Annotated in this window: 26 protein-coding genes; 11 read left to right on the forward strand and 15 right to left on the reverse strand. The window is 43.0% G+C overall.

Annotation, left to right across the window (positions count from 1 at the left end):
* The first annotated feature begins 64 nt into the window (after positions 1–64).
* Entirely contained in the window at positions 65–1,243 is a 1,179-nt protein-coding gene (gene cls, locus NSS60_RS14125; protein WP_340720930.1) for a cardiolipin synthase, read from the forward strand.
* A gap of 38 nt (positions 1,244–1,281) precedes the next feature.
* Here cls and argS read toward each other — a convergent pair whose 3' ends face one another.
* Positions 1,282–2,952 carry an arginine--tRNA ligase gene (gene argS, locus NSS60_RS14130; RefSeq protein WP_340720931.1) on the reverse strand — a complete coding sequence of 557 codons (1,671 nt, stop codon included), beginning with the start codon at positions 2,950–2,952 and terminating at the stop codon, positions 1,282–1,284.
* Entirely contained in the window at positions 2,949–3,386 is a 438-nt protein-coding gene (locus NSS60_RS14135) for a DUF1934 domain-containing protein (RefSeq protein ID WP_340720961.1), read from the reverse strand. Before NSS60_RS14135 ends, argS begins: the two co-directional genes overlap by 4 nt.
* A gap of 458 nt (positions 3,387–3,844) precedes the next feature.
* On the opposite strand from NSS60_RS14135, the gene NSS60_RS14140 reads away from it, so the two are divergent.
* Together NSS60_RS14140 and NSS60_RS14145 are read left to right on the forward strand one after the other, a co-directional pair.
* Positions 3,845–4,303: a hypothetical protein gene (locus NSS60_RS14140; protein WP_340720932.1), complete on the forward strand. Its 459-nt coding sequence runs from the start codon at positions 3,845–3,847 to the stop codon at positions 4,301–4,303.
* Between the two features lie 103 nt (positions 4,304–4,406).
* A complete protein-coding gene (locus NSS60_RS14145; RefSeq protein ID WP_230456263.1) occupies positions 4,407–4,922 on the forward strand; it encodes a VanZ family protein in 516 nt (171 codons plus the stop codon).
* A 187-nt stretch (positions 4,923–5,109) separates the two neighbouring features.
* On the opposite strand, the gene speB is transcribed toward NSS60_RS14145, so the two are convergent.
* Both speB and speE read right to left on the reverse strand, forming a co-directional pair.
* On the reverse strand, positions 5,110–5,982 hold the full coding sequence (gene speB, locus NSS60_RS14150) for an agmatinase (RefSeq protein ID WP_339172028.1): 873 nt from the start codon (positions 5,980–5,982) through the stop codon (positions 5,110–5,112).
* 12 nt (positions 5,983–5,994) lie between these two features.
* A complete protein-coding gene (gene speE / locus NSS60_RS14155; protein WP_004893116.1) occupies positions 5,995–6,822 on the reverse strand; it encodes a polyamine aminopropyltransferase in 828 nt (275 codons plus the stop codon).
* A 176-nt stretch (positions 6,823–6,998) separates the two neighbouring features.
* Here speE and NSS60_RS14160 point away from each other — a divergent pair, with 176 nt between their 5' ends.
* Positions 6,999–9,050 (forward strand): transglycosylase domain-containing protein, encoded by a 2,052-nt coding sequence (locus NSS60_RS14160; protein WP_340720933.1) that lies wholly within the window; start codon positions 6,999–7,001, stop codon positions 9,048–9,050.
* 138 nt (positions 9,051–9,188) lie between these two features.
* Here the strand turns inward: NSS60_RS14160 and NSS60_RS14165 are convergent, their stop codons facing one another.
* Both NSS60_RS14165 and NSS60_RS14170 read right to left on the reverse strand, forming a co-directional pair.
* Positions 9,189–9,695 (reverse strand): YwhD family protein, encoded by a 507-nt coding sequence (locus NSS60_RS14165; RefSeq protein WP_004893119.1) that lies wholly within the window; start codon positions 9,693–9,695, stop codon positions 9,189–9,191.
* 17 nt (positions 9,696–9,712) lie between these two features.
* Entirely contained in the window at positions 9,713–10,381 is a 669-nt protein-coding gene (locus NSS60_RS14170; RefSeq protein ID WP_340720934.1) for a site-2 protease family protein, read from the reverse strand.
* Positions 10,382–10,512: 131 nt separating this feature from the next.
* Here NSS60_RS14170 and NSS60_RS14175 point away from each other — a divergent pair, with 131 nt between their 5' ends.
* A complete protein-coding gene (locus NSS60_RS14175; RefSeq protein WP_003397075.1) occupies positions 10,513–10,701 on the forward strand; it encodes a 2-hydroxymuconate tautomerase in 189 nt (62 codons plus the stop codon).
* 10 nt (positions 10,702–10,711) lie between these two features.
* Here NSS60_RS14175 and NSS60_RS14180 read toward each other — a convergent pair whose 3' ends face one another.
* The 4 genes from NSS60_RS14180 to NSS60_RS14195 all read right to left on the reverse strand — a co-directional run bounded on the left by NSS60_RS14180 (position 10,712) and on the right by NSS60_RS14195 (position 14,464).
* Positions 10,712–11,224: a YwgA family protein gene (locus NSS60_RS14180; protein WP_004893122.1), complete on the reverse strand. Its 513-nt coding sequence runs from the start codon at positions 11,222–11,224 to the stop codon at positions 10,712–10,714.
* 12 nt (positions 11,225–11,236) lie between these two features.
* On the reverse strand, positions 11,237–12,559 hold the full coding sequence (locus NSS60_RS14185) for an HD domain-containing protein (protein ID WP_035019026.1): 1,323 nt from the start codon (positions 12,557–12,559) through the stop codon (positions 11,237–11,239).
* A gap of 124 nt (positions 12,560–12,683) precedes the next feature.
* Positions 12,684–12,908 carry a DUF1450 domain-containing protein gene (locus tag NSS60_RS14190; protein ID WP_003397078.1) on the reverse strand — a complete coding sequence of 75 codons (225 nt, stop codon included), beginning with the start codon at positions 12,906–12,908 and terminating at the stop codon, positions 12,684–12,686.
* Between the two features lie 206 nt (positions 12,909–13,114).
* On the reverse strand, positions 13,115–14,464 hold the full coding sequence (locus tag NSS60_RS14195) for an ISLre2 family transposase (protein WP_088223306.1): 1,350 nt from the start codon (positions 14,462–14,464) through the stop codon (positions 13,115–13,117).
* 239 nt (positions 14,465–14,703) lie between these two features.
* Between NSS60_RS14195 and NSS60_RS14200 the strand changes: the two genes are divergently transcribed.
* Positions 14,704–15,375: an RsfA family transcriptional regulator gene (locus NSS60_RS14200; RefSeq protein WP_004893124.1), complete on the forward strand. Its 672-nt coding sequence runs from the start codon at positions 14,704–14,706 to the stop codon at positions 15,373–15,375.
* A 26-nt stretch (positions 15,376–15,401) separates the two neighbouring features.
* On the opposite strand, the gene NSS60_RS14205 is transcribed toward NSS60_RS14200, so the two are convergent.
* The gene (locus NSS60_RS14205; protein WP_004893125.1) at positions 15,402–16,226 is read right to left on the reverse strand and encodes a lipoate--protein ligase family protein; all 825 of its coding nucleotides are present in this window, start codon (positions 16,224–16,226) and stop codon (positions 15,402–15,404) included.
* On the reverse strand, positions 16,226–17,209 hold the full coding sequence (gene pta / locus NSS60_RS14210) for a phosphate acetyltransferase (protein WP_004893126.1): 984 nt from the start codon (positions 17,207–17,209) through the stop codon (positions 16,226–16,228). Before pta ends, NSS60_RS14205 begins: the two co-directional genes overlap by 1 nt.
* 177 nt (positions 17,210–17,386) lie before the next feature.
* Between pta and NSS60_RS14215 the strand changes: the two genes are divergently transcribed.
* Positions 17,387–17,950, forward strand: coding sequence for a YqaA family protein (locus NSS60_RS14215; RefSeq protein WP_064213862.1), 564 nt, complete (start codon positions 17,387–17,389; stop codon positions 17,948–17,950).
* A gap of 203 nt (positions 17,951–18,153) precedes the next feature.
* On the opposite strand, the gene NSS60_RS14220 is transcribed toward NSS60_RS14215, so the two are convergent.
* Positions 18,154–19,383 (reverse strand): IS110 family transposase, encoded by a 1,230-nt coding sequence (locus NSS60_RS14220; RefSeq protein ID WP_064214420.1) that lies wholly within the window; start codon positions 19,381–19,383, stop codon positions 18,154–18,156.
* A gap of 432 nt (positions 19,384–19,815) precedes the next feature.
* Between NSS60_RS14220 and hemQ the strand changes: the two genes are divergently transcribed.
* The 3 genes from hemQ (at position 19,816) to gerQ (ending at position 21,569) form a co-directional block, all read left to right on the forward strand.
* Complete coding sequence (gene hemQ, locus NSS60_RS14225; RefSeq protein ID WP_004893127.1) at positions 19,816–20,562, forward strand: hydrogen peroxide-dependent heme synthase; 747 nt, start codon at positions 19,816–19,818, stop codon at positions 20,560–20,562.
* A 122-nt stretch (positions 20,563–20,684) separates the two neighbouring features.
* Entirely contained in the window at positions 20,685–21,107 is a 423-nt protein-coding gene (locus NSS60_RS14230; protein ID WP_004893128.1) for a cell wall hydrolase, read from the forward strand.
* An 18-nt stretch (positions 21,108–21,125) separates the two neighbouring features.
* On the forward strand, positions 21,126–21,569 hold the full coding sequence (gene gerQ, locus NSS60_RS14235; RefSeq protein ID WP_004893130.1) for a spore coat protein GerQ: 444 nt from the start codon (positions 21,126–21,128) through the stop codon (positions 21,567–21,569).
* Between the two features lie 26 nt (positions 21,570–21,595).
* Here the strand turns inward: gerQ and NSS60_RS14240 are convergent, their stop codons facing one another.
* Together NSS60_RS14240 and NSS60_RS14245 are read right to left on the reverse strand one after the other, a co-directional pair.
* Positions 21,596–21,958, reverse strand: coding sequence for a DUF423 domain-containing protein (locus tag NSS60_RS14240; protein ID WP_004893131.1), 363 nt, complete (start codon positions 21,956–21,958; stop codon positions 21,596–21,598).
* A gap of 11 nt (positions 21,959–21,969) precedes the next feature.
* Complete coding sequence (locus tag NSS60_RS14245) at positions 21,970–22,206, reverse strand: YwdI family protein (protein ID WP_004893132.1); 237 nt, start codon at positions 22,204–22,206, stop codon at positions 21,970–21,972.
* Between the two features lie 105 nt (positions 22,207–22,311).
* Between NSS60_RS14245 and NSS60_RS14250 the strand changes: the two genes are divergently transcribed.
* Positions 22,312–23,928, forward strand: a complete 1,617-nt coding sequence (locus NSS60_RS14250) for a glycoside hydrolase family 13 protein (protein ID WP_004893134.1) — start codon at positions 22,312–22,314, stop codon at positions 23,926–23,928.
* Positions 23,929–23,932: the final 4 nt, after the last annotated feature.

Here is a 23,932-nt window from a genome sequence, read left to right on the forward strand (position 1 = left end):
CAATATTTTTTCTCATTTTTTATTTTCTTTTTGGGAAAACTACAACAATGAAAGGAGTGGGGGCATGAGCTGGCTCATAGTTGCTATTATTTTATTGTTTCTTCTTTTGCTCGATTATAAATGGGGCGATAAAGTGTCAAAAACGACATCGCGAAAAAAAATCGGTGTCGAACGACAAAGCGACATCACGCTATTTACAGCCGGAGAGGAGCTGTTTGATGACTATTTCGCCGAGTTGGAACGAGCGAAACATCACATTCACATTTTATTTTACATCGTGCGCGATGATAAAATGGGGCAACGATTTTTTTCTTTACTTGAACAAAAAGTAAATGAAGGAGTAGAAGTGCGCCTCCTTGTCGATTGGGTTGGAAGCTTCGGATTGCCTCCTTCCGTCCGACAAAAAAGCGGGCAATTTGCCTTTGCAAACCGCCCGGCATTACCGTTTTTTTTCTATAAACTAAATGAGCGAAACCATCGCAAAATTACTGTCATTGATGGGAAAATTGGCTATTTGGGCGGGTTTAATATCGGAAAAGAATATATCGGACAAGATCCGAAGTTTGGCCATTGGCGCGACTATCATTTAAAAATTATGGGAGAAGGGGTTCATGATTTGCAACGACAGTTTCAAGAAGATTGGACAAAAGCAACAGGACAATCGTTTGGAAATAGTGAGCGATATTTTCCACCTCTTCAAAAAGGGGCGATGAAACATCGCTTTCTTCCGACAGATGGAAAATATCTAGAGGAAGAATTTATTCAGCTCATTAAACAAGCAAAACAAGAAATCATCATCGGGACACCATATTTTATTCCGAGTAAAAAAATTATGAATGCCCTGCTTGAAGCGATAAAACGAGGAGTTCAACTGACGATTATTGTACCGATGCAAGCGGATCATCCACTCGTCAAAGAAGCCGCATATCCTTATTTTCGTCAGCTTCTTCGTGCCGGAGCTCGTATTTATCAGTTTTATAACGGGTTTTACCATGCAAAAGTAATTGTCATCGATGACGATATATGTGATATCGGCACAGCGAATTTCGATCATCGCAGTTTATTCATCAACTACGAAATGAATTGTTACATATATGACAAACCGTTCATTCAATATGTGAAACAAACGATCGCTCGCGACATCGACACATCTACATTATTGACAGCGGAATATTTTCGCAAGCTGCCTTGGCTTGACCGACTAAAAGAAGGCGTTGCGACTTTGATGTCTCCATTGTTGTAATGAGAAAGGGTGCCCTATTGGGGACACCCTCTTTTGCATTACATTTTTTCCGGTGCATGTACACCAACAAGCGCTAACGCATTTTTCAATGTAATTTGTACAGCTTTCATAAGCGCCAGGCGAGCGCGGCTTTTTTCAACATTCGTTGCATCAAGCACTTTTTCCGCATTGTAAAAGCTATGCAGCGCAGAAGCGAGCTCGAAAATGTAGTTCGTCATCCGATGTGGTGAGCGCTTCACCGCCGCTTCAGCAACAGCTGAAGGAAACTCCCCTAGCTTTTTCAACAAGTCAATTTCTTTTTCCGCTAATTCGTACGTAAAAGATAGTTCGCCATCATAAGATAACCCTTGTTCTTCTCCTTGACGAAGCATGCTACATACGCGCGCATGGGCATATTGTGCATAATACACAGGGTTTTCATTCGATTGCGACACCGCTAAGTCCATATCGAAATCTAAATGCGTATCCGATGAACGCATCGCGAAGAAATAACGCGTCGCATCTAATCCAACTTCTTCCATCAAGTCGCGCAGCGTAACAGCCTTTCCTGTCCGCTTACTCATGCGCACTTTTTCACCGTTTTGATACAAGCTGACAAGCTGAATAATTTCAACTTCTAATACATCAGGGTCGTATCCGAGCGCAGCGATCGCCGCCTTCATGCGCGGAATGTAACCGTGATGATCGGCTCCCCAAATGTTAATAATTTTTTCAAATCCGCGCTCAAGTTTATCTTGATGGTATGCAATGTCCGGCAATAAATATGTGTACGTGCCATCTTGTTTGATGAGCACGCGGTCTTTGTCGTCACCGAATGTCGTCGAACGGAACCATGTCGCGCCGTCTTGTTCGTAAATATGTCCTTTTTCGCGCAATGTCTCAAGCGCCTTCTCGATTTTTCCATTATGGTAAAGAGACGTTTCCGAATACCATACGTCAAACGTGACGCGGAAGTCCGCTAAATCTTTTTTAATTTTATCCATTTCAAACGCTAATCCGTACTCGCGAAACTGTTGAAGTCGCTCTTGTTCATCGAGCGCGACAAACTTGTCACCATGTTCTTCTGCTAATTTTTTCCCTAGTTCAATAATATCTTCACCGAAGTAGCCGTCTTCTGGCATATCTTTATCAATGCCAAGCGCTTGAAAATAACGCGCTTCTACCGACTTTGCTAAATTGACAATTTGATTGCCCGCATCGTTAATGTAATATTCGCGCGTCACGTCAAAGCCTGCTTTTTTCAAAATGTTGCATAACGAATCACCAACCGCTGCTCCACGTGCGTGACCTAAATGCAAACTACCTGTCGGGTTTGCGGAGACGAACTCAACTTGCACTTTTTGACCGTTGCCGACGTTTGTTTCGCCGTATGCGTCCCCTGCTTGTAAAATGGTTGGAACGAGTTCTGTTAAATAGCGATTGTCCATGTAAAAATTAATAAACCCTGGTCCAGCAATGTCCACTTTTTTCACGAACACAGCTTCACCGTTAAAATGGCGGACAATGTCTTCCGCAATCATACGTGGTGCCTTTTTTGCAACGCGCGCGAGTTGCATCGCGACGTTTGTTGAATAGTCGCCGTGCGCTTTATCTTTCGGCGTCTCTAAAATGACGTTTGGAACGTCTGCCTCTGTCGCAACCCCTGAGCGAATGACTGCTTCCCTGATTTCTTCTTTTAACTTTTGTTTCATTTGTTCAACAATGTTCATTTTTTTGCCTCCTTAAACGAAATCGTCACCGCATGACGACCGACATGTTTACCAGATAAGTGAAGTATGTAAGAAAAAAACAACTGCCCTTTTTTCGTTTTCTCGTTATACTGATACGATACTTGTTCTGTTTTTGTTTTCATTTCCCAGCGCGCCATCGGGCTTTCGTACGTACCGATCGTTTCCGACTGCTTGCGAAACGTATGGCGCATCGAGATCGCACCGGAGCGAAGGACGACCACTTCATCATTGGCAATTTTCACGACGTTTTTGATCGTTTCTCCTTCATACGTCTCTTCAAACGTTACATACGTTGCGTCTCCTTTTAAGTAGTATAAACCATTTGCCTCAATGACAACAATTTCTTTTCGTGCCCCGTCCCGAATTTCTGTTACGTGCTTGAGCTGTATAGGCGTTCCGTTCACCTTCCCCACATCCTTGCTGTTGTTATGACTGTAGTTAAGTATAGAAAAAGAGGCGCATACATGCAATAGCTCGCCAATGATCCAAAGTTCGTTGCGCATTTTTTCTTTCCCAAACATTTTATCTGTACTTTTCTATGTGCAAAACTGACAAGTTTCACTTTATTTTGTTTCATCACCACAACATACACTTGAAAAGAGAGGGATTTTTTGAGGCTTCGTGTCCAAAAATATTTTTCCTTATTTTTCCTCATAAGTATAGGGAAGAGGTGTCCTGAAATAGTCAAGTACAACTTTCGGTAAAGAGCCCTTATTTTTACCAAACGTAAGAAAATAACAATTGTCCATTTTCTATAAAACATATACAAATACTTAAAATAAAAAATTGTGGAATATAAGGATATACATGTATAGAAAAAAGTTTATAATAATGAAGCAGGAAAATGAAAGAAATTTTAAGAGGGCGAATGATGAAACCAAGAATTTTTACAATATCTATGATGTTACTCATATCGATTGTGATGCTAACTCCCATCATTGTATCGGCAATATCCTCTTCGTACTCTTATAATGCTGTTTATATAGTTGATGGAAAGGCTAACGGAATATATCACACTTTAAACAAAGGAACAGCTACAATAGATGGTCACGCTTTTTACAACGGCAGCAAAGAAAACTGGGCTGATGGCATCACCCCGCCAGGAGAAACAGTAACTTATTGTCTTTACAGAGAAAAAACAGGGTTTGATACTAGCTACGGGTGTGTGAATCATTATGTATCAAAAAACAATGATAAAAGTAATGTGTCAAAAATAAAAGAATCTTTTCCATCAAAATTAGATTCTAATTCTTCAAAATACTATTTAGTTATAGTAAAAAGCAATAATGGGTGGAAAATAGTCGGTAGCGGCAAATTATCTACACCATAGAAACTCTCTAAACCTTTTATTAAAACCATTTCTTTTAAGGTGGTATTTTATGAGAATATATTTCGAAGGACCGCTTTTTGTTATTTTTTTTGCCATGGGTGTTATGTTTATATGGATAAAGTTCAGAAAAGAACGTATACGATTCTTTTTTTTATCATCTTTCTTTCTTTATATATGTTTATTAATTAAATATACACAATTCCCTATCACCTTGTTTCTTGGCAATTCCTTTAAGCAAAACATAGATGAAATAATAAATGTGGTACCTTTTATTAACCTACATCGCTCACCTATCAATTATATACTGAATATTTTTATGACCGTTCCTTTTGGGATCATATTTCCTTTTATAAAAAAAGTAAACTCCAAAGAAAAGATCCTTTGGAGTTTACTTGTTCCTCTTGTCATTGAAGGGTTACAGCTAATTCAATTTATTCTAACATCATATTCCGAACGAATTGTAGATATTAATGACATTTTAATGAATACATTCGGTATTTGGATCGGTTACTATTTATATCGTGTACTTGTTTTGTTTGTAGAAAATTACTCTAAGATTAATAAAGACATAAAAAGGAGTTCACTCGTCAACTTTATTATTCATCATAATAAACGATAAACAAAACTACCTAAAGATAAAAAAGTATTGCCCTTGTTTCCTACAGTGAATATGTTACAACCAAAAAAGAGGACAAAACACACGACACTGGTGGGAATTGGAGCTAGACAGTGAGCCTCCTTATCGTAAAATTTTATACTTTCCTTCCCCATTGAAAAATCCCTGTCTCACCGACAGGGATTGATCTTTATTTCACCCAACCGAGAAGCATTTCGCGCACGAGTTTGCTTGCTGTGTTGGCTGTTTGTTCAGAATGGTCATACACAGGTGCAACTTCAACTAAATCTGCTCCGACAACGCGCACATCTGAACGAGCGATGGCGTGAATGGCAGCTAATAGCTCTTTTGACGTAATGCCGCCCGCATCGACTGTGCCCGTCCCTGGCGCATGCGCTGGATCTAATACGTCAATGTCGATTGTTACATATACCGGGCGGCCTGCAAGCGTTGGGAGCACCTCTTTTAACGGTTCAAGCACATCGAATTTCGCAATGTACATGCCGTTTTGTTTCGCCCATTCAAATTCTTCTTTCATTCCAGAACGAATACCGAAAGAATATACATTTTTCGGCCCAATGAGCTCAGCAATTTTGCGAATTGGCGTGGAATGCGACAACGGCTCGCCTTCGTAATGCTCACGCAAATCCGTATGAGCATCCATATGAATAATCGCTAAGTCTGGATACTTTTTATATACAGCTTTCATGACCGGCCAAGACACTAAATGCTCGCCGCCAAGACCGAGCGGAAATTTCCCAGCTTCTAACACGCGATCAACAAACTGTTCAATCATATCTAAACTGCGTTGCGCGTTGCCAAACGGCAACGGAATATCCCCTGCATCAAAATATTTCACTTCATCGAGCTCGCGATCTAAATATGGGCTATATTCCTCAAGCCCGATTGACACTTCGCGAATGCGTGCTGGACCGAAACGAGAGCCTGGGCGGTAGCTAACTGTCCAGTCCATCGGCATCCCGTAAATGACCGCTTGGCTTTCTTCAAAGTTCGGATGACTTTTAATAAATACGTTGCCAGAATAAGCTTCATCAAACCGCATCGTCTTCCCCCCTTACTTCACTAAGTCTTCAACGAATTTCGGCAATACGAAGCACGCTTTATGAAGCTGTTTTGTGTAATATTTCGTTTCAATGTCATGGAAACGGTCATCGCTTACTTCAAGCGGATCATACTTTTTCGAACCGAGGGTGAACGTCCACATACCGCTTGGGTACGTCGGAATGTTTGCGATATATAAACGCGTAATCGGAAAAATTTCGCGCACATCACGTTGAACGGTGCGAATTAAATCTGCTTTAAACCAAGGGTTGTCTGTTTGCGCAACAAAAATACCGTCTTCTTTTAACGCTTTCGCAATGCCTGCATAAAACCCTTTTGTAAATAAATTCACCGCTGGGCCAACAGGTTCTGTCGAGTCAACCATAATGACGTCATATTTGTTTTCACTTTGCGCAATATGCATAAAGCCGTCATCTACTTTCACTTCAACGCGTGGGTCGTCCAATTGACCGGCGATTTCCGGCAAATATTTTTTCGAATACTCGATCACTTTGCCGTCAATTTCAACAAGCGTCGCTTTTTTCACGCTCGGATGTTTTAACACTTCACGAATGACACCGCCGTCTCCGCCACCAACAACAAGAACGTTTTCTGGATTCGGATGCGTAAATAACGGAACGTGCGCCACCATTTCATGATAGACGAACTCATCTTTTTGCGTTGTCATCACCATTCCGTCTAAAATAAGCATGTTCCCGAATTCTTCTGTTTCGACCATATCGAGCTTTTGGAATTCTGTTTGCTCTGTATGTAAAGTGCGTTTAATTCGTGCTGTAATCCCAAAGTTGTCCGTCTGTTTTTCAGTAAACCAAAGTTCCATATTGAACACCCTTTCGTCAATAATGCACCGCTCATCATGCCCGAAAAATAAAATGCTAAACATGAAAAAGTATAGAGCAATCTAGCAAAATTTCAAGTAAAAATTGCTAGAAAACGTTTAAAAAAATAAAAATGTTTTTATACTAAATTGTAAACGTAAAAAATGAGGTGATGGCTATGGAGACGATTGCCATCGAACGATGGAAACGAACGTTTAAATATATGCGACTCTTTCTTTTGTTCGCCTTTGTTGCTAGCTTGTTATGCACACTCACGATCGCCGGGCTTATTATATTTGCGAAATGGAAAGGCCCTCCCCCTTTAGCCGTTCCGCAATCCACAATTTTTTATGCAGAAGACGGAACGAAAATTGGTGAAAATCATTACGGAGGAAAAAGATATTGGATAAAACTATCCGATATGTCTCAACACGCCATTGAAGCGACGATTGCGGTGGAAGATCGAAAATTTTTTGACCACTACGGTTTCGACTTGAAGCGCATCGCTGGGGCAATCATCGCAGATATTAAAGCAATGGCGAAAGTGCAAGGAGCAAGCACCATTACACAACAATATGCACGCAACTTATTTTTAAGCTACGAAAAGACGTGGTGGCGAAAAATACAAGAAGCACTATATACGATTCAACTGGAAGCAAACTACGAAAAAAACGACATTTTAGAAGGATATTTAAACACCATTTATTACGGACATGGTGTATACGGCATTGAGGCAGCCGCAAACTTTTATTTCGGAAAATCGGCCCGCGATTTAACCGTAGCGGAAGCAGCGATGCTCGCAGGCATTCCGAAAGGCCCGAGCTACTATTCGCCGCTTGTCGATATGGAACGAGCAAAAAAGCGGCAACGCATTGTCTTACATTCGATGGTCGAGGCAAAATTTTTATCCGAGAAAGAAGCCGAAAAAGCAGCAAATGAACCGCTTCATTTTTCAAACGGCGAGCATATGAAAACAAAAACGATCGCCCCGTATTTTCAAGATGCGGTCAAACAAATGTTAAAAACGACGCTCGGATTCGATGAAGAAACGATTGAAATGGGCGGATTGCGCGTATATACAACGCTCGATATCGACATGCAAGCAATCGCAGAAGCAAAAATAAAAGAAACGATTCATTCGCAGTCTAACATTCAAGTGGCGCTTGTCGCGATGGAGCCGAAAACAGGTGAAGTGAAAGCACTTGTCGGAGGGCGTGACTATGAGAAAAGTCCATTTAATCGGGCCACACAAGCAGAGCGACAACCCGGTTCAACATTCAAACCGTTTTTATATTACGTTGCACTGCAACATGGGTTTACCCCATCAACGTTGTTACGTAGCGAACCAACGACGTTTACACTTGAAGACGGTTCGACATATGCACCGCGCAACTTTAACAACTATTACGCGAACGATACAATTACACTCGCTCAAGCGATTGCCTTATCTGACAACGTCTATGCCGTAAAAACGCATTTGTTGCTCGGACAAGACAAGCTTGTCGCCATCGCGAAACAACTTGGCATTACAAGCAAACTGAAACAAGTGCCATCGCTCGCCCTCGGGACGTCGCCCGTTAAGGTGATGGATATGGCACGCGCCTACAGCATTATCGCCAACGGTGGAAAAAAGGTCGAACCTGTATTTATTAAAAAAGTGACAAACTTCGAAGGAAAAGTGCTATATGAACAACAATCAAACGATGAACAAATACTTGATCCAGCGCTCGCTTTCGTCACGACACATTTAATGACAGGCATGTTTGATCCAACGCTTAACGATTATGCGTCTGTGACGGGACAATCGATTATTTCGCGCATGACCCGTCCGTATGCTGGAAAATCTGGGACGACGAAAACAGATAGTTGGATGATCGGTTTCACACCACAACTTGTCACAACCGTCTGGACGGGATATGACCGAGATGAAACGATTGATCGCACAGACGAAAAACAATACGCCAAACATATTTGGGTCAATTTTATGGAAGATAGTTTACGCGGAAGAAAAGTCGCGACATTCGAACCGCCAGAAGGCGTCATTGGCGTATATGTCGATCCTCATAGCGGGGAACTTGCGACAACCGCTTGTCCGACAAAACGATTAAGCTACTATGTCGTCGGTACAGAACCGACAGACTACTGCAAAGACCATCCGGCAGAAAAGAAAAAGAAGAAAAAGAAAAAAGAAAAAGATTCATGGTTTAAGCGACTGTTCGACTGGTTTTAAACATAAACGCCCAAGCGCGTGTGCTTGGGCGTTTATGCGTCCTAGTTTTATCATGTGTTACATTTGTACTTTTAGTTTACTCCTTTTCCCACTCAACGACAAGTATACATAGGTTTCCGTTCACAAAACCGTCACATTTTATCCATGATTTTGAAGCTGACGTTTTAACTCCTCGCTTGAGCGTTCCCACATGTCGCGGTTATGTTGTTGTAAAAACGAAGCTAACACCTCTTTTGACCGCGCATCCATATGATCGACAATAATATGACGCTTTAACGATTTGTCCATGCGGTTCACATGTTCGGGAAGCGATTTATATCCGCGACGCGCCTCGCGATCGACCGTCATTTCGCATGCCGTCACCCCGGCATAATACGCCCCTTCTTCCGCCTGATCAATCGTTACCCAGACGAGCCAATAAGGCTTGCCGTTTGGCACTTCATCACGATTTGGTGTGAACTTAATGCCTTTCTCTACGACGCTGCGCGCATGCATCGCTCCCATATCAATAAACGCTTCGCCTGCTTCAACATCGATAATGACAGGAGAAACGTTCGCCAAACTAAGCACCCCTGTACCAAACGTTCCGTGCACTTTCGGCTCTTTTTTAATAATGTTAAACATCGGCTTTTTTTTCTCTTCCACGATCGATCATCCTTTCCTTACAAAATAAGCGTTGAGAATATGCCTTGCAACCATTGGGCAACCGCTGGAATAGCGACATGAAAAATCGGTTGAATCGTATATTGGTCTAATGGCGTAAAAATAAGAATTAAAAAAATGAGCGCTCCATAATTTTCAAATTGTGTCATTTTGGCACGTATATGCATCGGCGCTAAATCTTCGATGATGCGATACCCGTCAAGCGGAGGAAACGGCAATAAGTTAAAAACGAACAGTAAAATATTCAATCCGATATAAATTTCAAAAAACTGATACAACCCGTCTCGAAACCATATTGGAATAAAGTCAAATATGCCGATGCGAATCATTCCATACCATAAAGCAAAACCGATAGCCGCAAGCAACAAATTGCTGAGCGGGCCAGCGACAGAAACGAGAATACCCGCCACACGTGGATGACGGAAATAGCCACGATTGACCGGCACCGGACGCGCCCAACCAAATCCGGCAATGAAAATAAGCAACGTTCCGAGAATGTCTAAATGGGCGAGCGGCGACAGCGTCAGCCTCCCTTGCTCCTTTGCCGTCGGATCGCCAAATTTATACGCCACGTAGGCATGGGCAAATTCATGGACTGAAAATGCAATCGCAAGCGCCAAAACAACATACGGTATTTCTCGAAGCGGATATGCTAAAAATTGGTCCACGTTTCTTCTCCTTTTCAAACTTTTTTCATTTTTTGATTATTATACACGAAAAACAAGGGAAAGCACTACTGATAACGGTCGATGAGTGGTATAATAACGATTGTCGAATGAAGAGGAAAGGGGCGGTGGAGATGCCATATGTAACAGTAAAAATGCTTGAAGGACGCACAGAAGAACAGAAACGAGCGCTCGTTGAGAAAGTAACAGAAGCCGTTGCGGAAACGACAGGTGCACCGAAAGAAAAAATTGTCGTCTTTATTGAAGAAATGTCGAAAAATCATTATGCGATTGGCGGAAAGCGATTAAGCGACGAAAGCTGACCTGTGGGGGTCAGCTTTTTATGTACGCTTGTGCACGCAACTGCTCGATGTAACGATACGCTTCTTCCACTTCTTCTTCCGTATATCGCTGCTTGCTTTTTAATGTAAATACTTTTTCTTTCACTTCATCTTTACTTAAATCTTCAAAATATAAAATCGTCGAAACTAGCTCTAAAAATCTTGCACTTTGTTCATTTAAACTGCGTAAACAAACGTCTAAATCAGGCATGTCCAAATGATAGTGCGTCAAAAACTGCTCGCCCGCTTCCGTCAACACGTAACGATATTGATAGTAACCGCCTTTTTTTTCTTTCATTTCTTGCACAAAGCCAACGTTACATAACTCTTCCATACGCAACGTCAATTCTTCCGAATACGGACCGTAAAAATGAAAATCGAACTTTTCATAAAAAGGAAACTTCATCTTTTTCGCAATGTAAATCATTTTTTGTAGTTTTTTTCGACCGACAATTTCCCCTACTGCTGCTAACGCTTTCAACATTTTCGCATGCTCGAAAAGCAACGCCCTCATCTCCTATTCATATAAAAGTTGTTTAATTTTTTTCTTCACGTTTCGTTTCGTCGATAAATCATCGAGAAAATCTTGCGGAAAATATAATTTATGATCGGTGCGACGCTTCCCGGAAATCGCATCAACAATCGTTGATTCCCGCGATAATTCACGCAACTCCCCATTCGGCATTAACAAATAAATCGGAAGCCTCTCCTCTTCTTCTCCCGGGCGGTAAAAATCGTAAGGAAGATCCGATGAAGAATCAACGACTAAATAATAATCCGGGTCAATGCCTGCTTTTTTAAACAACGTCGTCAATTCCACTAGCTTTTTCATTTCCTCATTCGTCGGTTGAAATTCGACGTATTTAAATAAATGACGATGCATAAATCGACAGCATAAATCGCTTAAAATCGCATCTCGTTCATCTTGCCATTGTTGAAAATAATATAATGTCACCGCTTCATCCAGTTTCAAGTAGTCTTCTAGTTGCATATTTCCATGAAAAAGAGATTGGAAATGAACAGGAGGTGTTTGAAATGTATAACCAGCTAAATATAAATGTTTCGCACGGTGCAAAATTTTCGTCAAAATGACTTCGGCGCTACGCGTGACGGGATGGAAATATACTTGCCAATACATTTGATATCGGCTCATAATGTAGTCTTCTACCGCATGCATGCCGCTTCGTTTAATGACGACTTGTTCTTCACGTGGGCGCATGACACGCAAAATACGTTCCATATCAAAATGCCCGTAGCTGACGCCTGTATAGTATGCATCGCGCAATAAATAGTCCATACGATCGGCGTCAATTTGGCTTGAAATGAGACTAACGACAAGCTTATTTTCATACGTCTTCGCAATCACTTCCGCCACTTTTTTCGGAAAATCAAACGATACACGACGAAGCACCGCGTTTACTTCCGTATCGCCTAAAATAATCGCGCGCGTAAATTGTTCATGATCAAGATGAAACACTTTTTCAAACGAATGTGAAAACGGTCCATGTCCTAAATCGTGCAAAAGCGCAGCGCATAAACAAAGCAAGCGCTCGTTTTCATCCCAATCCGGTCGACCGGCGAACACATCGTCAACGATGCGACGGACAATTTCATAAACGCCAAGCGAATGATTAAAGCGACTATGCTCCGCGCCATGAAACGTCAAATACGTCGTACCGAGCTGTTTAATGCGGCGCAGCCGTTGAAATTCTTTTGTACCAATTAAATCCCAAATGACTTTATCTCGCACATGCACATACCGATGCACCGGATCTTTAAACACTTTCTCTTCGCTTAACTTTTCGTTGGGATACAATCTCTCTCCCTCTCTTCCGTCCATAACATAGCTTTATTATAGAGCGTTCTATGAAAAAAACAAAGACTTCCTTCAATGACATATACCAAAATCAAACAAAAAAGGCATTCCTCTCGCATAGAATGCCCCTTGATCGGTAACCGCCACCTTATTTTTTCAACTTCGCAGCAATTTTTTCAATTAATTCATCTTCCGTCATCGCTGATACAGGACGATTGTTGACGAACGCAAACACTTTTTTTCGACCTGGACCGCAATATGATTGGCAGCCAATTTCAATCGTGGCGTTCGGATCCAACTTTTTTAACCTTGGCAACAACGTTTTTAAATTCGTTGCTTGGCAATCGTCACAGACGCGAAATTCATTTTGCATACCGTCCTCACTCCTTTTCGCTAACGAGTATTCTAACGCTTATATACAAACAATGCAAGCTGCATCTATTTCCTGGTTTGAGTCAAGACTTTGTGGGAGATTTTTTTCTCGACCGATTTTTTTGGTTATATATGGTTTTATAAAATCGTTATATGTAAGCGCTTTTACTTACTCTCATCCTGTAGGTATGTGCGTTTTCTCTCGTTTTAAAAACCTTTCAATGCTTGCAATGCCTCGTAAATCGGTGTCCCTGAAGATTGGCGAAGGTATGGGATGTTATCTCGTACCACTTCTGTCATTTGCGTTTGCACGCGCTTCAGTGCCTTTTTCACGATCGTTTCTCGTTTCGTTTCTTCTCGTTCTTCCACGCCATACATCACTCCATCGCGTGTCCGAATGAGTAACGTATCTTTTATCGCGACGATCGCTCGCAACATCGCTTCAATCCCTGCATCCCTCCAACTTCGACCGTTTTTACTTCGTTTCGCAAACACATGCATCGTTCCTTCCGCACTCCCCATCGCCCTCATGTTTGTCGTGTCAATCCCTTTTTCCTTCAACCATACGCGATAGTCACGCAAACATCCTGGCATCTCCTCGATTCGACGAACAAGCGCCTCGAGTTGCTTTTCCTTCTCCTCATGTTCTAACGTACCGATGGCACTTGTGAGTTCTCGTAACACACCTTCTTCATCCCATGATGCTAACTTCTTTCGAATCACCCGATATCTCGCATGACCTCGGAACAATTGACGAATCTCTCTTGCCACATGGAACCGATCAAGCTGAAAGTACCCCCTGTCCCCGAAATATTCTCGACACGCTGTAATCCATGGGGCTCCATCTCCATTGATGACCACCCAATCCTCAAACGGATCATAGCTGTATTCCTTCATCAGAAAATTCTCTACAGCTTCCCAAATCGGTTCATTCGTTTGATGAACCATATACCGTCGATTCACTAAGGATACGCGTTTCCCGTTTTTCTCCCATCCTTGGTGAATCGTGATGATCTTTTCTTCTTTTCCTTTGATGCGGCTTCGTTGACGTTTCACGTACAACCCGTCTGCTTCGATAAAAAACACGCGCCCTTTTTTCTCCATCGCACGGTGCCCTTCCACCTCTGCCTCGATGATGGACTGGCGAATCGTTTCGTGACTCATACATGCATACCCCACCAGCTTTTCAAGCGACTGCGCAGCCTGTCGATACGAAGAACCCGTCACGGCGAGATGAATCGCTGTCTCCTCTAATAGCGGACTCACTCCATGCGCCCCATCGAACTGGAGAAAGACATCGAGTAAAGACGTATACACCTTTTTTTCACGGTCAAAGTAGTAGTTTCGCTTCACTTCCACCTCTCCAAATAGCGTTTGGAGTCGGATCGTCCGCTTATCTTTGAGCGCATATCGTTTCTTGTCCCGCTGTTCTGCCAATGTGCGGTCGATCTCCTCCAACACCTGTTGAAGGAGATGACCATATTGTTTTTGCATATGTCTAAATAAAGACTGTTCGATCTCTTTTAATGTCAAGCCGTTTGTGATATAATCCTGCATGGGCTCCACTCCTTTCTTTGGTTGTATTTTTTTCGCACTTACTACCTTACCAGGAGGAGAGCCCGTTTTTCATCTATTTTGCTTACATATCTGACAGGTTCCTTATTATACCAAATCAGGAACCTGTCTTTTTTTCTCCCACAAACATTTTACTCATACCTATTTCCTTTGAAAAATAGTATATCTTTTTCCTTTTTTGGTGATTATAAAAGTAAAAGAATGCGAAAGGGGTTTTCTTCATGACAAAAAAACGACAAGATGCTTGGACTGAAGAAGAAGATTTATTGCTAGCTGAAACGGTGCTTCGCCATGTGCGCGAAGGGAGCACGCAATTAAATGCGTTTGAAGAAGTGGGCGATAAGTTGAATCGTACGTCAGCGGCATGCGGGTTTCGCTGGAATGCAGTCGTCCGCCAACAATATGAAGAATCATTACAAATGGCGAAAAAGTTTCGGAAACAAAGACAACGAGCACTCGGAAATAAGCATGCCTTGCGAAAGCGACCGCTCTATACACCACCTGTTCCTTCACTTGAGGAGTTAGGAATGGAACCGTTACAAGTCGAGATAAATGCATATGAACATGTTGAGACGAATCATTTAACGCTCGATCATGTCATTGCTTTTTTACATTCCTTAAAGCAATCGTACGTCGGGCAAGAAACGGCACTAATCGAAAATAAACAGCTCAAGCTTGAACTTGAACAACTACAACAACAACATAAACAACTAGAACAACAATTTACAAAACTACAAAAAGAAAATGAAGAATTGCGCGAAGATTACGGAACGATGGCTCGCATCATTAATCGGGCAAGACAAATCGAGATTTCAGAAGATGAGTTTAAAGCGCCTATTTTTAAAATGGATCGTAACGGAAATTTAGAGAAACTCGAAAAAATTGCTGAATAAAAAAGCTGTCCGATGCGACAGCTTTTTTATTTCGGCAACATCATCTCATTACGGTCAATCATGCGCTGAAAATACATGTAATATCGCTCCCATTCTTCCGAGGTAAGCGATGATGGCGCAAGCGTACTTCCAAACGATTGAAGCGTTTCATATAGGCGGATGATGAGTGATGAAACGGTCATTTCTTTGCCGAGTAATTCACTAAGCGACGCCATCGTATGCGGAACGATCGTCGGATACGTGAACTTCGTTTGTTTTCCTGCCAGCGAGCGCTCATAAAATTGGCGAATCCACTCCGCTCTTGCGGCGCCGCTTCCACTTACACATATATACGCTTGCACCGCGACACCACCTCGAATGCGCCGCTGTGAAATACCTGCAAACTTTTTTCCATCAATGCTTAAATCAAAGCTTCCCGGACAATACGAACCGACAACTTCCCCTGTTTGCACATACGCTTCTGGCAACATACGCGCAATGAGTGTCGCCATCGCCTCATATCCTCGATCAATATCAATTCCTTTTTTTGTATCAGGAAAAATAAGTGAAACGTTTAAAACCCCTTCATCTAGTACGACCGCCAACCCACCGGAGTTGCGAACGATCGTATGCCACCCTTGTTCATGTAAGTAGGCGAGTCCTCTCTCAATATGCGGTAATTTCGTATCTTGAATACCGAGTACAACGGTATGATGATGCACCCATAAGCGAACAATCGGTTGTGAATGACCGTTACCGACCGATTCGCAAAGCGCATCATCGAATGCAAATGACTGCTTAGCATCAAACAATGAGCCGAGACTCGAATGATCGATAATGCGCCACGTTTGTTGTCGCAACAATTCGCTCATTATTCCATCGCCGCTAGCGCCTGCGCTGCTGTGATAAGCGATAATTTGTACACATCTTCGGCATTACATCCGCGCGATAAGTCGTTTACCGGTTGATTTAATCCTTGTAAAATTGGACCGACCGCTTCAAAGTTGCCGAGACGTTGGGCAATTTTGTAGCCGATATTTCCCGCCTCTAAACTCGGGAAAATAAAAACGTTGGCATCGCCTTGAATGACAGAATCAGGCGCTTTCTTTTTCGCAACTGAAGGTACGAACGCCGCATCAAATTGAAACTCGCCATCGAGCGTTAAATCTGGCGCCATTTCTTTTGCAAGGCGCACCGCTTCAATGACCTTTTCTGTCTCTGGCGATTTGGCTGACCCTTTTGTTGAGAAGCTAAGCATCGCTACACGCGGCTCAATATCAAACATTTTCGCTGTTTGTGCACTCTCTACAGCGATTTCTGCTAAATCTTGGCTATCTGGAGCGATGTTAATGGCACAATCTGCAAACACGTACTTTTCATCGCCACGCACCATGATGAATACGCCAGACGTTTTACGAATGCCCGGTTTCGTCTTAATAATTTGTAGCGCGGGACGTACAGTATCTGCCGTCGAATGCGCGGCGCCGCTAACAAGACCGTGCGCTTTTCCCATATAGACGAGCATTGTGCCAAAATAGTTTTCATCAAGTAAAATGTTGCGAGCATCTTCTTCTGTGACTTTCCCTTTTCGGCGTTCAATGAAAGCCGCCACCATTTCATCCATTCCTTCATATGAGCGCGGATCAACGATTTCTACTTTTTCCAACGTCAAGCCGAGCTCTTTCGCCTTTTGAACGACAGCTTCTTGATCGCCGATGACAATCGGCTGTAATACATTTTCTGTCGCTAGACGTCCGACAGCTGTTAAAATACGTTCATCTAATCCTTCTGGAAACACGATCGTTACATTTTTCCCTGCCACCTTTTGTTTTAAGGCTGCAAATAAATCACTCACGAAATGTTCCTCCTTAGTTTAAAAAAATTCGTCTATCTATTAGAATACTCTTATTGAGACGAAAAGCAATGAATTACGCCGCAAACGAAAATAGTCTTTTTTTTATAATAATTCTGTTTTTTTATTTCAAGTGATATATTTGTTAAAAAACATGCACAATACAAAGGAGCGTTACGTATGTCACAATGGATTCATCACCTTGAACAATGGTTGCTTGAGTTTGGCGTCATTGGTCTCGTCATCGTTTCGTTTACTGAATCTTCTTTTTTCCCGATTCCACCTGATGTGTTATTAATCCCGTTAAGCATCGCTCAGCCGGAAAAGGCGCTATGGTTTTCTTTTTTAACAACGATCGCCTCCGTCTTTGGCGCACTGCTTGGGTGGTACATTGGAAAAAAATTCGGCAGACCGATTTTACGTTATTTTATTTCTGATGAAAAAATGGACAAAGTAGAACAATACTTTCAACAATACGGAGCGATGGCGATTGTCATCGCAGGATTTACCCCAATTCCGTATAAAGTGTTTACGATTTTTTCGGGCATTTCGAACATAAGCATTCGCACGTTGCTTTTTTGGTCGTTCATCGGCCGCGGAGCGCGCTTTTTCGCTGAAGGTCTTATTATTTTCATCTTAGGTGCGCAAGCGAAATCATTTATTGAACAACATTTTACAACAATCACGATCGTCGGCGGAATAGTCATGGTCATCGCTTTCCTCATTCACAAACGATTGAAATAGTGCGGTTTGTCATAAACGAAACACATATGATAAAATTTTTAACAGTACATACAAAAGTCCTGCGGTAATATGTCAAGGTGAAAAATCATCGAAATTGGAAATTCGATTGTCCGATGACCCGAAAAAAGGCAATACTTAAGAAGCCCAGTCTTGTCTTATGTCATTAACTGGGTTTTAATGCAAAATCAGTTAGATCGATACCCCTATCGATCTTCCCCCTTTCTTGGCGTGTAGATTTGACCGTTGCGTAGCAGCGCATCGATCACACGCACGAGTTTTCGAGCGGTGAGGACGAGGGCTCGTTTGTGTTGGTGCTTTGGTACTTCCTCATACTTCTTCCGGTAATAGGTGCGAAACGACGCATCATGCCGTTGTACCGAGTTGGCAGCCTCCACTAGGTAGTAACGGAGATAGCGATTGCCGGAACGAATGAGGGAAGTCTCCTCGGCTTGGAACCGACCGGACTGGTGCTTAGACCAAGTCAAACCTGCATACTTTGCTAAGGCGGCTTGGTTGTCAAAGCGCTCGATTTGTCCAATTTCGGCTAAGATGCCAGCGGCGTAGACCGGACCAATGCCGGGAATCGTTTGTAACGTATTTGGGATGCCTTCCAAATGGCGAGTAATCGCTTTATCTAGCTCTTTAATTTGCGCTTGAAGGCTACGGATGGATTGAATCGATAGCCCTAAAAGCAAGTCGATGGAATCCTCGACACATTTGGAAAGCCGATACGACGAACGAGCCGCCTTTTGAATGGACTTGGCGATGCATTCCGGATCGGCAAAGCGATTGCGTCCTTTTTGGCGCAAGAAGTCAGCGAGCTGTTGCACGTCCATCTGACTGATTTCGTCTAAGCTAAACGACTCGAGAAGAAGCTCTAAGATGGCATGTCCGAACACGGAGCTGTCCACCTCTTGGGTAAAGGAACTGCACTTGTAAAACAAGTGTTGGAGGAAGTACTGCTTTTCCCGAGTCAGCTGATGGACGAGATGATAGCGCATGCGCGTGAGCCGTTGAAGGGCGATAAACTGTTCTTGCATGACAGCTGTCACTTTCAAACGGCCAAAGCGAAGCCGATCGGCGATGATCCACGCATCGATGCCGTCCGTTTTATCCAAGTCAGTGTACGCTTCTTTAAATTTGCGAATGAGCTTTGGATTGATGGTAAACACCTTGACATTCCAAGACTTCAGCTCCTCCTGTTGGTGGAAAAACATCGCTGGATGCCAGCTGTAGACCGAAGTGGCTTCCATCCCGATGAGAATTTCGGATGGTTGGAGCTTGTTGGCCCACAGGAGGATTTGATCGCGAAGGAAGGTCGCGCCAAGGAGATGATTGTCCACCTTGAATTGGGCGCACGTGTTTCCTTCTTGATCCATGATACACGTGTATAAGTCCGTTGAGCTCACGTCAATCCCGACGTAGAGTTTCATGAGATCACCTCCAATCGTAGTAGGATCGTGGGGTTGGGACTCTTCGGGATGCCCCCGGACCGCGCCTGTTGACCAGTCACCCTCGCATATGAGAACTCACGTTGGGCCATGGGCTGCCTGGAAGCTGCTCCTTCCAGCATGGGAAACCAACGGGAACAGCCTGCGGGTTAGAAGTCCGAACAGGAGCCGGGGAGACAGACTTTCTAAGTAGTCAAAGCTACAGGAGAGAGAAGAGTGTCCCCGATGATCCTAAGACCATTATCCAAGAACATCGCGAAAAGTCCAACCCCGATGTAGTGCCATCCACGGGGGAGGGGCGCGCCCCTCCCCCGTGGGCAAATCACTTACACATATGCGATTGTCAAGGAGCATATCCAACTGGAAATTCGATTTAAAAATCTTTCTAAACATACTATACGAGGAGTGTGACATATGAGCGAAGCAGCACAAACGTTAGACGGTTGGTATTGCCTGCATGATTTTCGCACGGTTGATTGGGCGGCTTGGAAGACGCTCACAAACGAAGAGCGCCAAGAAGCAATTCATGAGTTTTTAACGCTAGTGGAAAAATGGGAAACAACGGAAGCGGCTAAAGAGGGAAGTCACGCCATTTACACGATTATGGGGCAAAAAGCGGACGTCATGTTTATGCTTTTACGTCCGACGATGGAAGAACTTCATGAAATTGAAACAGCAATCAACAAAACAAAGTTAGCTGAATATCTCATCCCTGCGTATTCATACGTTTCTGTCGTTGAGCTAAGCAACTATTTGCCGGCAGAAGCTGGCGATCCGTATGAAAACCCAGAAGTGCGCCGCCGTTTATATCCGATTTTACCGAAAACAAATCACGTATGCTTCTATCCAATGGACAAGCGTCGTCAAGGAAATGATAATTGGTACATGCTTCCGATGGAAGAACGCCGCAATTTAATGCGCGCACATGGCATGACAGGACGAAAATACGCAGGAAAAGTCGTACAAATTATTACGGGCTCTGTCGGCTTTGATGACTACGAATGGGGCGTCACTCTCTTTTCAAACGATGTCCTTCAGTTTAAAAAGCTTGTGTACGAAATGCGTTTCGATGAAGTAAGCGCACGATTTGGTGAGTTTGGCTCGTTTTTTGTTGGGAACATCTTGCCAAAGGAAAAAATACAATCGTTTTTACATGTATAGGCCTCCGATTTGGAGGTCTTTTTTTATGATGGATCTCATACATATAACAATGACGACTTTCCTCACATTTTCGCATGTTTCATCATAGGTTAATAGCGATTTCCATAAAGCGAGGTGAAGGGATGGCTGTTGTTGCATATACAGAAGAAGAGGTCAAACTGCTTGCGCGTCTCATGCGGGCAGAAGCAGAAGAAGATGGTCAACTCGGCATGTTGATGGTAGGGAACGTAGGAATTAATCGAGTCATCGCAGACTGTCTAGATTTTATTGGACTGCGTACCATTCGACAAATGGTATTCCAAAGTCCTGGGGGATTTGAAGCTGTACAAAAAGGGTATTTTTATCAACGTGCCCGCGAAGAAGACATGCGCCTTGCCCGTCGTGTCATTCGCGGTGAGCGATTTCATCCAGCAACGAATGCGCTTTGGTTTTTCCGACCAGATGGTCCTTGTCCAGCACGATGGTTTAATCAATGGAATACCGGTCGCTTCAAATCTCATTGTTTTTACGCGCCAACTCGCTCGGATTGTCCACGTGTATATTAATTTAAGGGAGGGATTAGTATGAGTGAAGAAAGACAACAAGTTCCTTATTATGCATATCCTTACTACTATCCGTACCAAATGCCAACATATCCATTTGGGTTGCCTACACCAACGTTTACGCCCCAAACGGGAGCGATGCAAACACCAACGACCGCAAGCCAACCGCTACCGGGGATGCTCCCGATTGAAGAGTCGTACATTGAAAACATTTTGCGCCTAAACAAAGGTAAAATCGCCACAGTTTATGCGACGTTTGAAAACAATCGTGAATGGAATGCGAAAATTTTCCGCGGCGCCATTGAAGCAGCTGGACGCGACCATCTTATTTTAAGTGATCCACAAACAGGCATGCGCTATTTATTGCCGATGATTTATCTCGACTATGTGACATTTGATGAAGAAATTAATTATGAATATCCATTTGCATCGGGTGGTGGATTAAGCACATATGCTCCACGTTAAAAACGAGGCGTCAAGCACGCCTCGTTTTACATATGTTTCATCGCCACATACGCTAAAAGTAGCCAAGCGATAATAAACGATACGCCACCAAACGGCGTGATCGCTCCAAGTATTTTTACTTGCGTCAAGCTCAGTACATATAAACTGCCTGAAAATAAAACGATTCCCACAAGCATCAACCAACCAGCCGGCGTCACGTTCGGCCATTTTGTCGCAAGTAATGCAACAATAAACAAACCGATCGTGTGGAACATTTGATATTGAACCGCCTTTTGCCACGTGTCGATATATCGCTCTGGAATTCTCCCTTCGAGCACATGCGCTCCGAATGCACCGAGCGCGACACATAATGCTGCGCTAATGGAAGCGATAATTGTAAATAGTTTCATGTTCATTCCCCCTAAAAATCAAGTAATGATGATCCGTTTGCATCGCCGTCAATGTCTAATCGTTCTTTTGTTGTCGGCTGCGTGGCAACAATCGTTGACGTGTTCGCTGGCGGCTGTTGTAAAATAACGTCACACAATGCACGAACGGCATACATATGCTCACGCATCGTCTGCGGTGACGACGTATGCTTTGCTTTTGCAATTTCTTCTTCCATTTTTGTTAACACATGTGTCACTAATATGTTCAAAACGTTTTCACTCCCGTCTTCCTTTTTCCCTTAAGACAATGGTATCTTATACATAGCAACTTTTCAAATTGAAAACGCTTTAATTGGACAAAGGAGTGACAACAAATGAAACGGACATGGTGGAAAGAAGCTGTCGTATACCAAGTATATTGGCGAAGCTTTTTTGATTCAAACGGCGATGGATACGGCGATTTAGAAGGACTCATTCAAAAGCTCGATTACATTCACGATTTAGGGGTCGATGTCATTTGGCTCAATCCGTGCTACGAGTCACCAGATAAAGATAACGGATACGACATTTCAGACTATTATCGCATTATGGATAAAGCAGGGGATATGGAGACGTTTGATCGCCTGCTTCACGAAGTGCATCAACGTGGAATGAAATTAATTATGGACCTTGTCGTAAACCATACATCCGATCAACACCCTTGGTTTATTGAGTCTCGTTCATCAAAAGACAATCCGAAACGCGATTGGTACATATGGCGTGACAAGCCAAATAACTGGCGTTCGTACTTTACACCGTCCGCATGGGAATACGATGAAAAAACAGGGCAATACTACTTCCATTCCTTTGCAGTTGAACAACCAGATTTGAATTGGGAAAATAAAGAAGTTCGTGAAGAAATTTATAAAATGATGCGCTTTTGGTTAGATAAAGGCATTGACGGGTTCCGTTTAGATGCGATTGCTTTGCTTGCCAAACCTGAAGGATTTCCTGATGCCGAAAATCCATATGACATTCGCTATTTAACAAACAACCCAGGCGTGCACGATTACTTGCAAGAAATGCATGAAAAAGTGTTAAAGCATTATGATATTTTCACAGTCGGTGAAGTCGCTTTCGTGTCGCCAGAAGAAGGGTTGAAATATGTTGGAGAAGACCGAAACGAGCTACATACGCTGTTCCATTTTGAAGTATGTGACGAAATGCCGACATGGGATCCGATTCGCTTTAAACAAATTCAAAAACGTTGGTATGAAGGGTTGTGGGGGAAAGGATGGAACTCACAATTTTTAAACAACCACGACCATACGCGACAAGTGACGCGCTACGGAAACGATAAACAGTTCCGTGTTGAATCAGCGAAATTGCTCGCTACGCTCGTGCATACGTTGCCTGGAACGCCTTACATTTATCAAGGAGAAGAAATCGGCATGACGGGCGTCAAATTTGACTCAATTGATGACTATAACGACATTGCGATGAAAAACAAATATGCGGAAGAAGTCGCGAAAGGTCGCGATCCGAAAGAAGTGCTAGAAAGCTTGCAGCTATTAAGCCGCGATAATTCTCGGACACCAATGCAGTGGGACGATAGCGAACATGCAGGATTTACGACGGGAACGCCTTGGTTAAAAGTGAATCCGAATTATAAAGAAATTAACGTGAAACAAGCGTTAGCTGATCCAAACTCAGTATATTATTACTATAAAAAGCTTATTCAATTACGCAAACAAAATCCGGTAATGGTGTACGGCACGTTCCGCGATCTTTCAGAAAATGAGCCGTATATTTATGCTTATACACGCGAGCTCGATGGCGTTCGCTGGCTTATCGTTTTAAATCATTGCGACAGCGACAACGTATATACATTGCCAGAAGAGATCAGCTCTGCAAGTCGCCGCCTCTTGCTCGGCAACTATACAGACGTCAAAGAAGAAGGAACGACGCTTCATATGCGCCCACACGAAGCGAGAATTTATGCATTACAGTAAGCAG

Source organism: Anoxybacillus sp. FSL W8-0382, from assembly GCF_038003845.1.
Lineage (GTDB): Bacteria > Bacillota > Bacilli > Bacillales > Anoxybacillaceae > Anoxybacillus > Anoxybacillus flavithermus_G.

What these genes read in the sequence shown, in the direction of transcription:
- cls (WP_340720930.1), top strand. Translation starts at nt 65, where the DNA reads ATGAGCTGGCTCATAGTTGCTATTATTTTATTGTTTCTTCTTTTGCTC.
- argS (WP_340720931.1), bottom strand. Translation starts at nt 2,952, where the DNA reads ATGAACATTGTTGAACAAATGAAACAAAAGTTAAAAGAAGAAATCAGG.
- NSS60_RS14140 (WP_340720932.1), top strand. Translation starts at nt 3,845, where the DNA reads ATGAAACCAAGAATTTTTACAATATCTATGATGTTACTCATATCGATT.
- NSS60_RS14145 (WP_230456263.1), top strand. Translation starts at nt 4,407, where the DNA reads ATGTTTATATGGATAAAGTTCAGAAAAGAACGTATACGATTCTTTTTT.
- speB (WP_339172028.1), bottom strand. Translation starts at nt 5,982, where the DNA reads ATGCGGTTTGATGAAGCTTATTCTGGCAACGTATTTATTAAAAGTCAT.
- speE (WP_004893116.1), bottom strand. Translation starts at nt 6,822, where the DNA reads ATGGAACTTTGGTTTACTGAAAAACAGACGGACAACTTTGGGATTACA.
- NSS60_RS14160 (WP_340720933.1), top strand. Translation starts at nt 6,999, where the DNA reads ATGGAGACGATTGCCATCGAACGATGGAAACGAACGTTTAAATATATG.
- NSS60_RS14175 (WP_003397075.1), top strand. Translation starts at nt 10,513, where the DNA reads ATGCCATATGTAACAGTAAAAATGCTTGAAGGACGCACAGAAGAACAG.
- NSS60_RS14185 (WP_035019026.1), bottom strand. Translation starts at nt 12,559, where the DNA reads ATGGACGGAAGAGAGGGAGAGAGATTGTATCCCAACGAAAAGTTAAGC.
- NSS60_RS14190 (WP_003397078.1), bottom strand. Translation starts at nt 12,908, where the DNA reads ATGCAAAATGAATTTCGCGTCTGTGACGATTGCCAAGCAACGAATTTA.
- NSS60_RS14195 (WP_088223306.1), bottom strand. Translation starts at nt 14,464, where the DNA reads ATGCAGGATTATATCACAAACGGCTTGACATTAAAAGAGATCGAACAG.
- NSS60_RS14200 (WP_004893124.1), top strand. Translation starts at nt 14,704, where the DNA reads ATGACAAAAAAACGACAAGATGCTTGGACTGAAGAAGAAGATTTATTG.
- NSS60_RS14205 (WP_004893125.1), bottom strand. Translation starts at nt 16,226, where the DNA reads ATGAGCGAATTGTTGCGACAACAAACGTGGCGCATTATCGATCATTCG.
- NSS60_RS14215 (WP_064213862.1), top strand. Translation starts at nt 17,387, where the DNA reads ATGTCACAATGGATTCATCACCTTGAACAATGGTTGCTTGAGTTTGGC.
- NSS60_RS14220 (WP_064214420.1), bottom strand. Translation starts at nt 19,383, where the DNA reads ATGAAACTCTACGTCGGGATTGACGTGAGCTCAACGGACTTATACACG.
- hemQ (WP_004893127.1), top strand. Translation starts at nt 19,816, where the DNA reads ATGAGCGAAGCAGCACAAACGTTAGACGGTTGGTATTGCCTGCATGAT.
- NSS60_RS14230 (WP_004893128.1), top strand. Translation starts at nt 20,685, where the DNA reads ATGGCTGTTGTTGCATATACAGAAGAAGAGGTCAAACTGCTTGCGCGT.
- gerQ (WP_004893130.1), top strand. Translation starts at nt 21,126, where the DNA reads ATGAGTGAAGAAAGACAACAAGTTCCTTATTATGCATATCCTTACTAC.
- NSS60_RS14240 (WP_004893131.1), bottom strand. Translation starts at nt 21,958, where the DNA reads ATGAAACTATTTACAATTATCGCTTCCATTAGCGCAGCATTATGTGTC.
- NSS60_RS14250 (WP_004893134.1), top strand. Translation starts at nt 22,312, where the DNA reads ATGAAACGGACATGGTGGAAAGAAGCTGTCGTATACCAAGTATATTGG.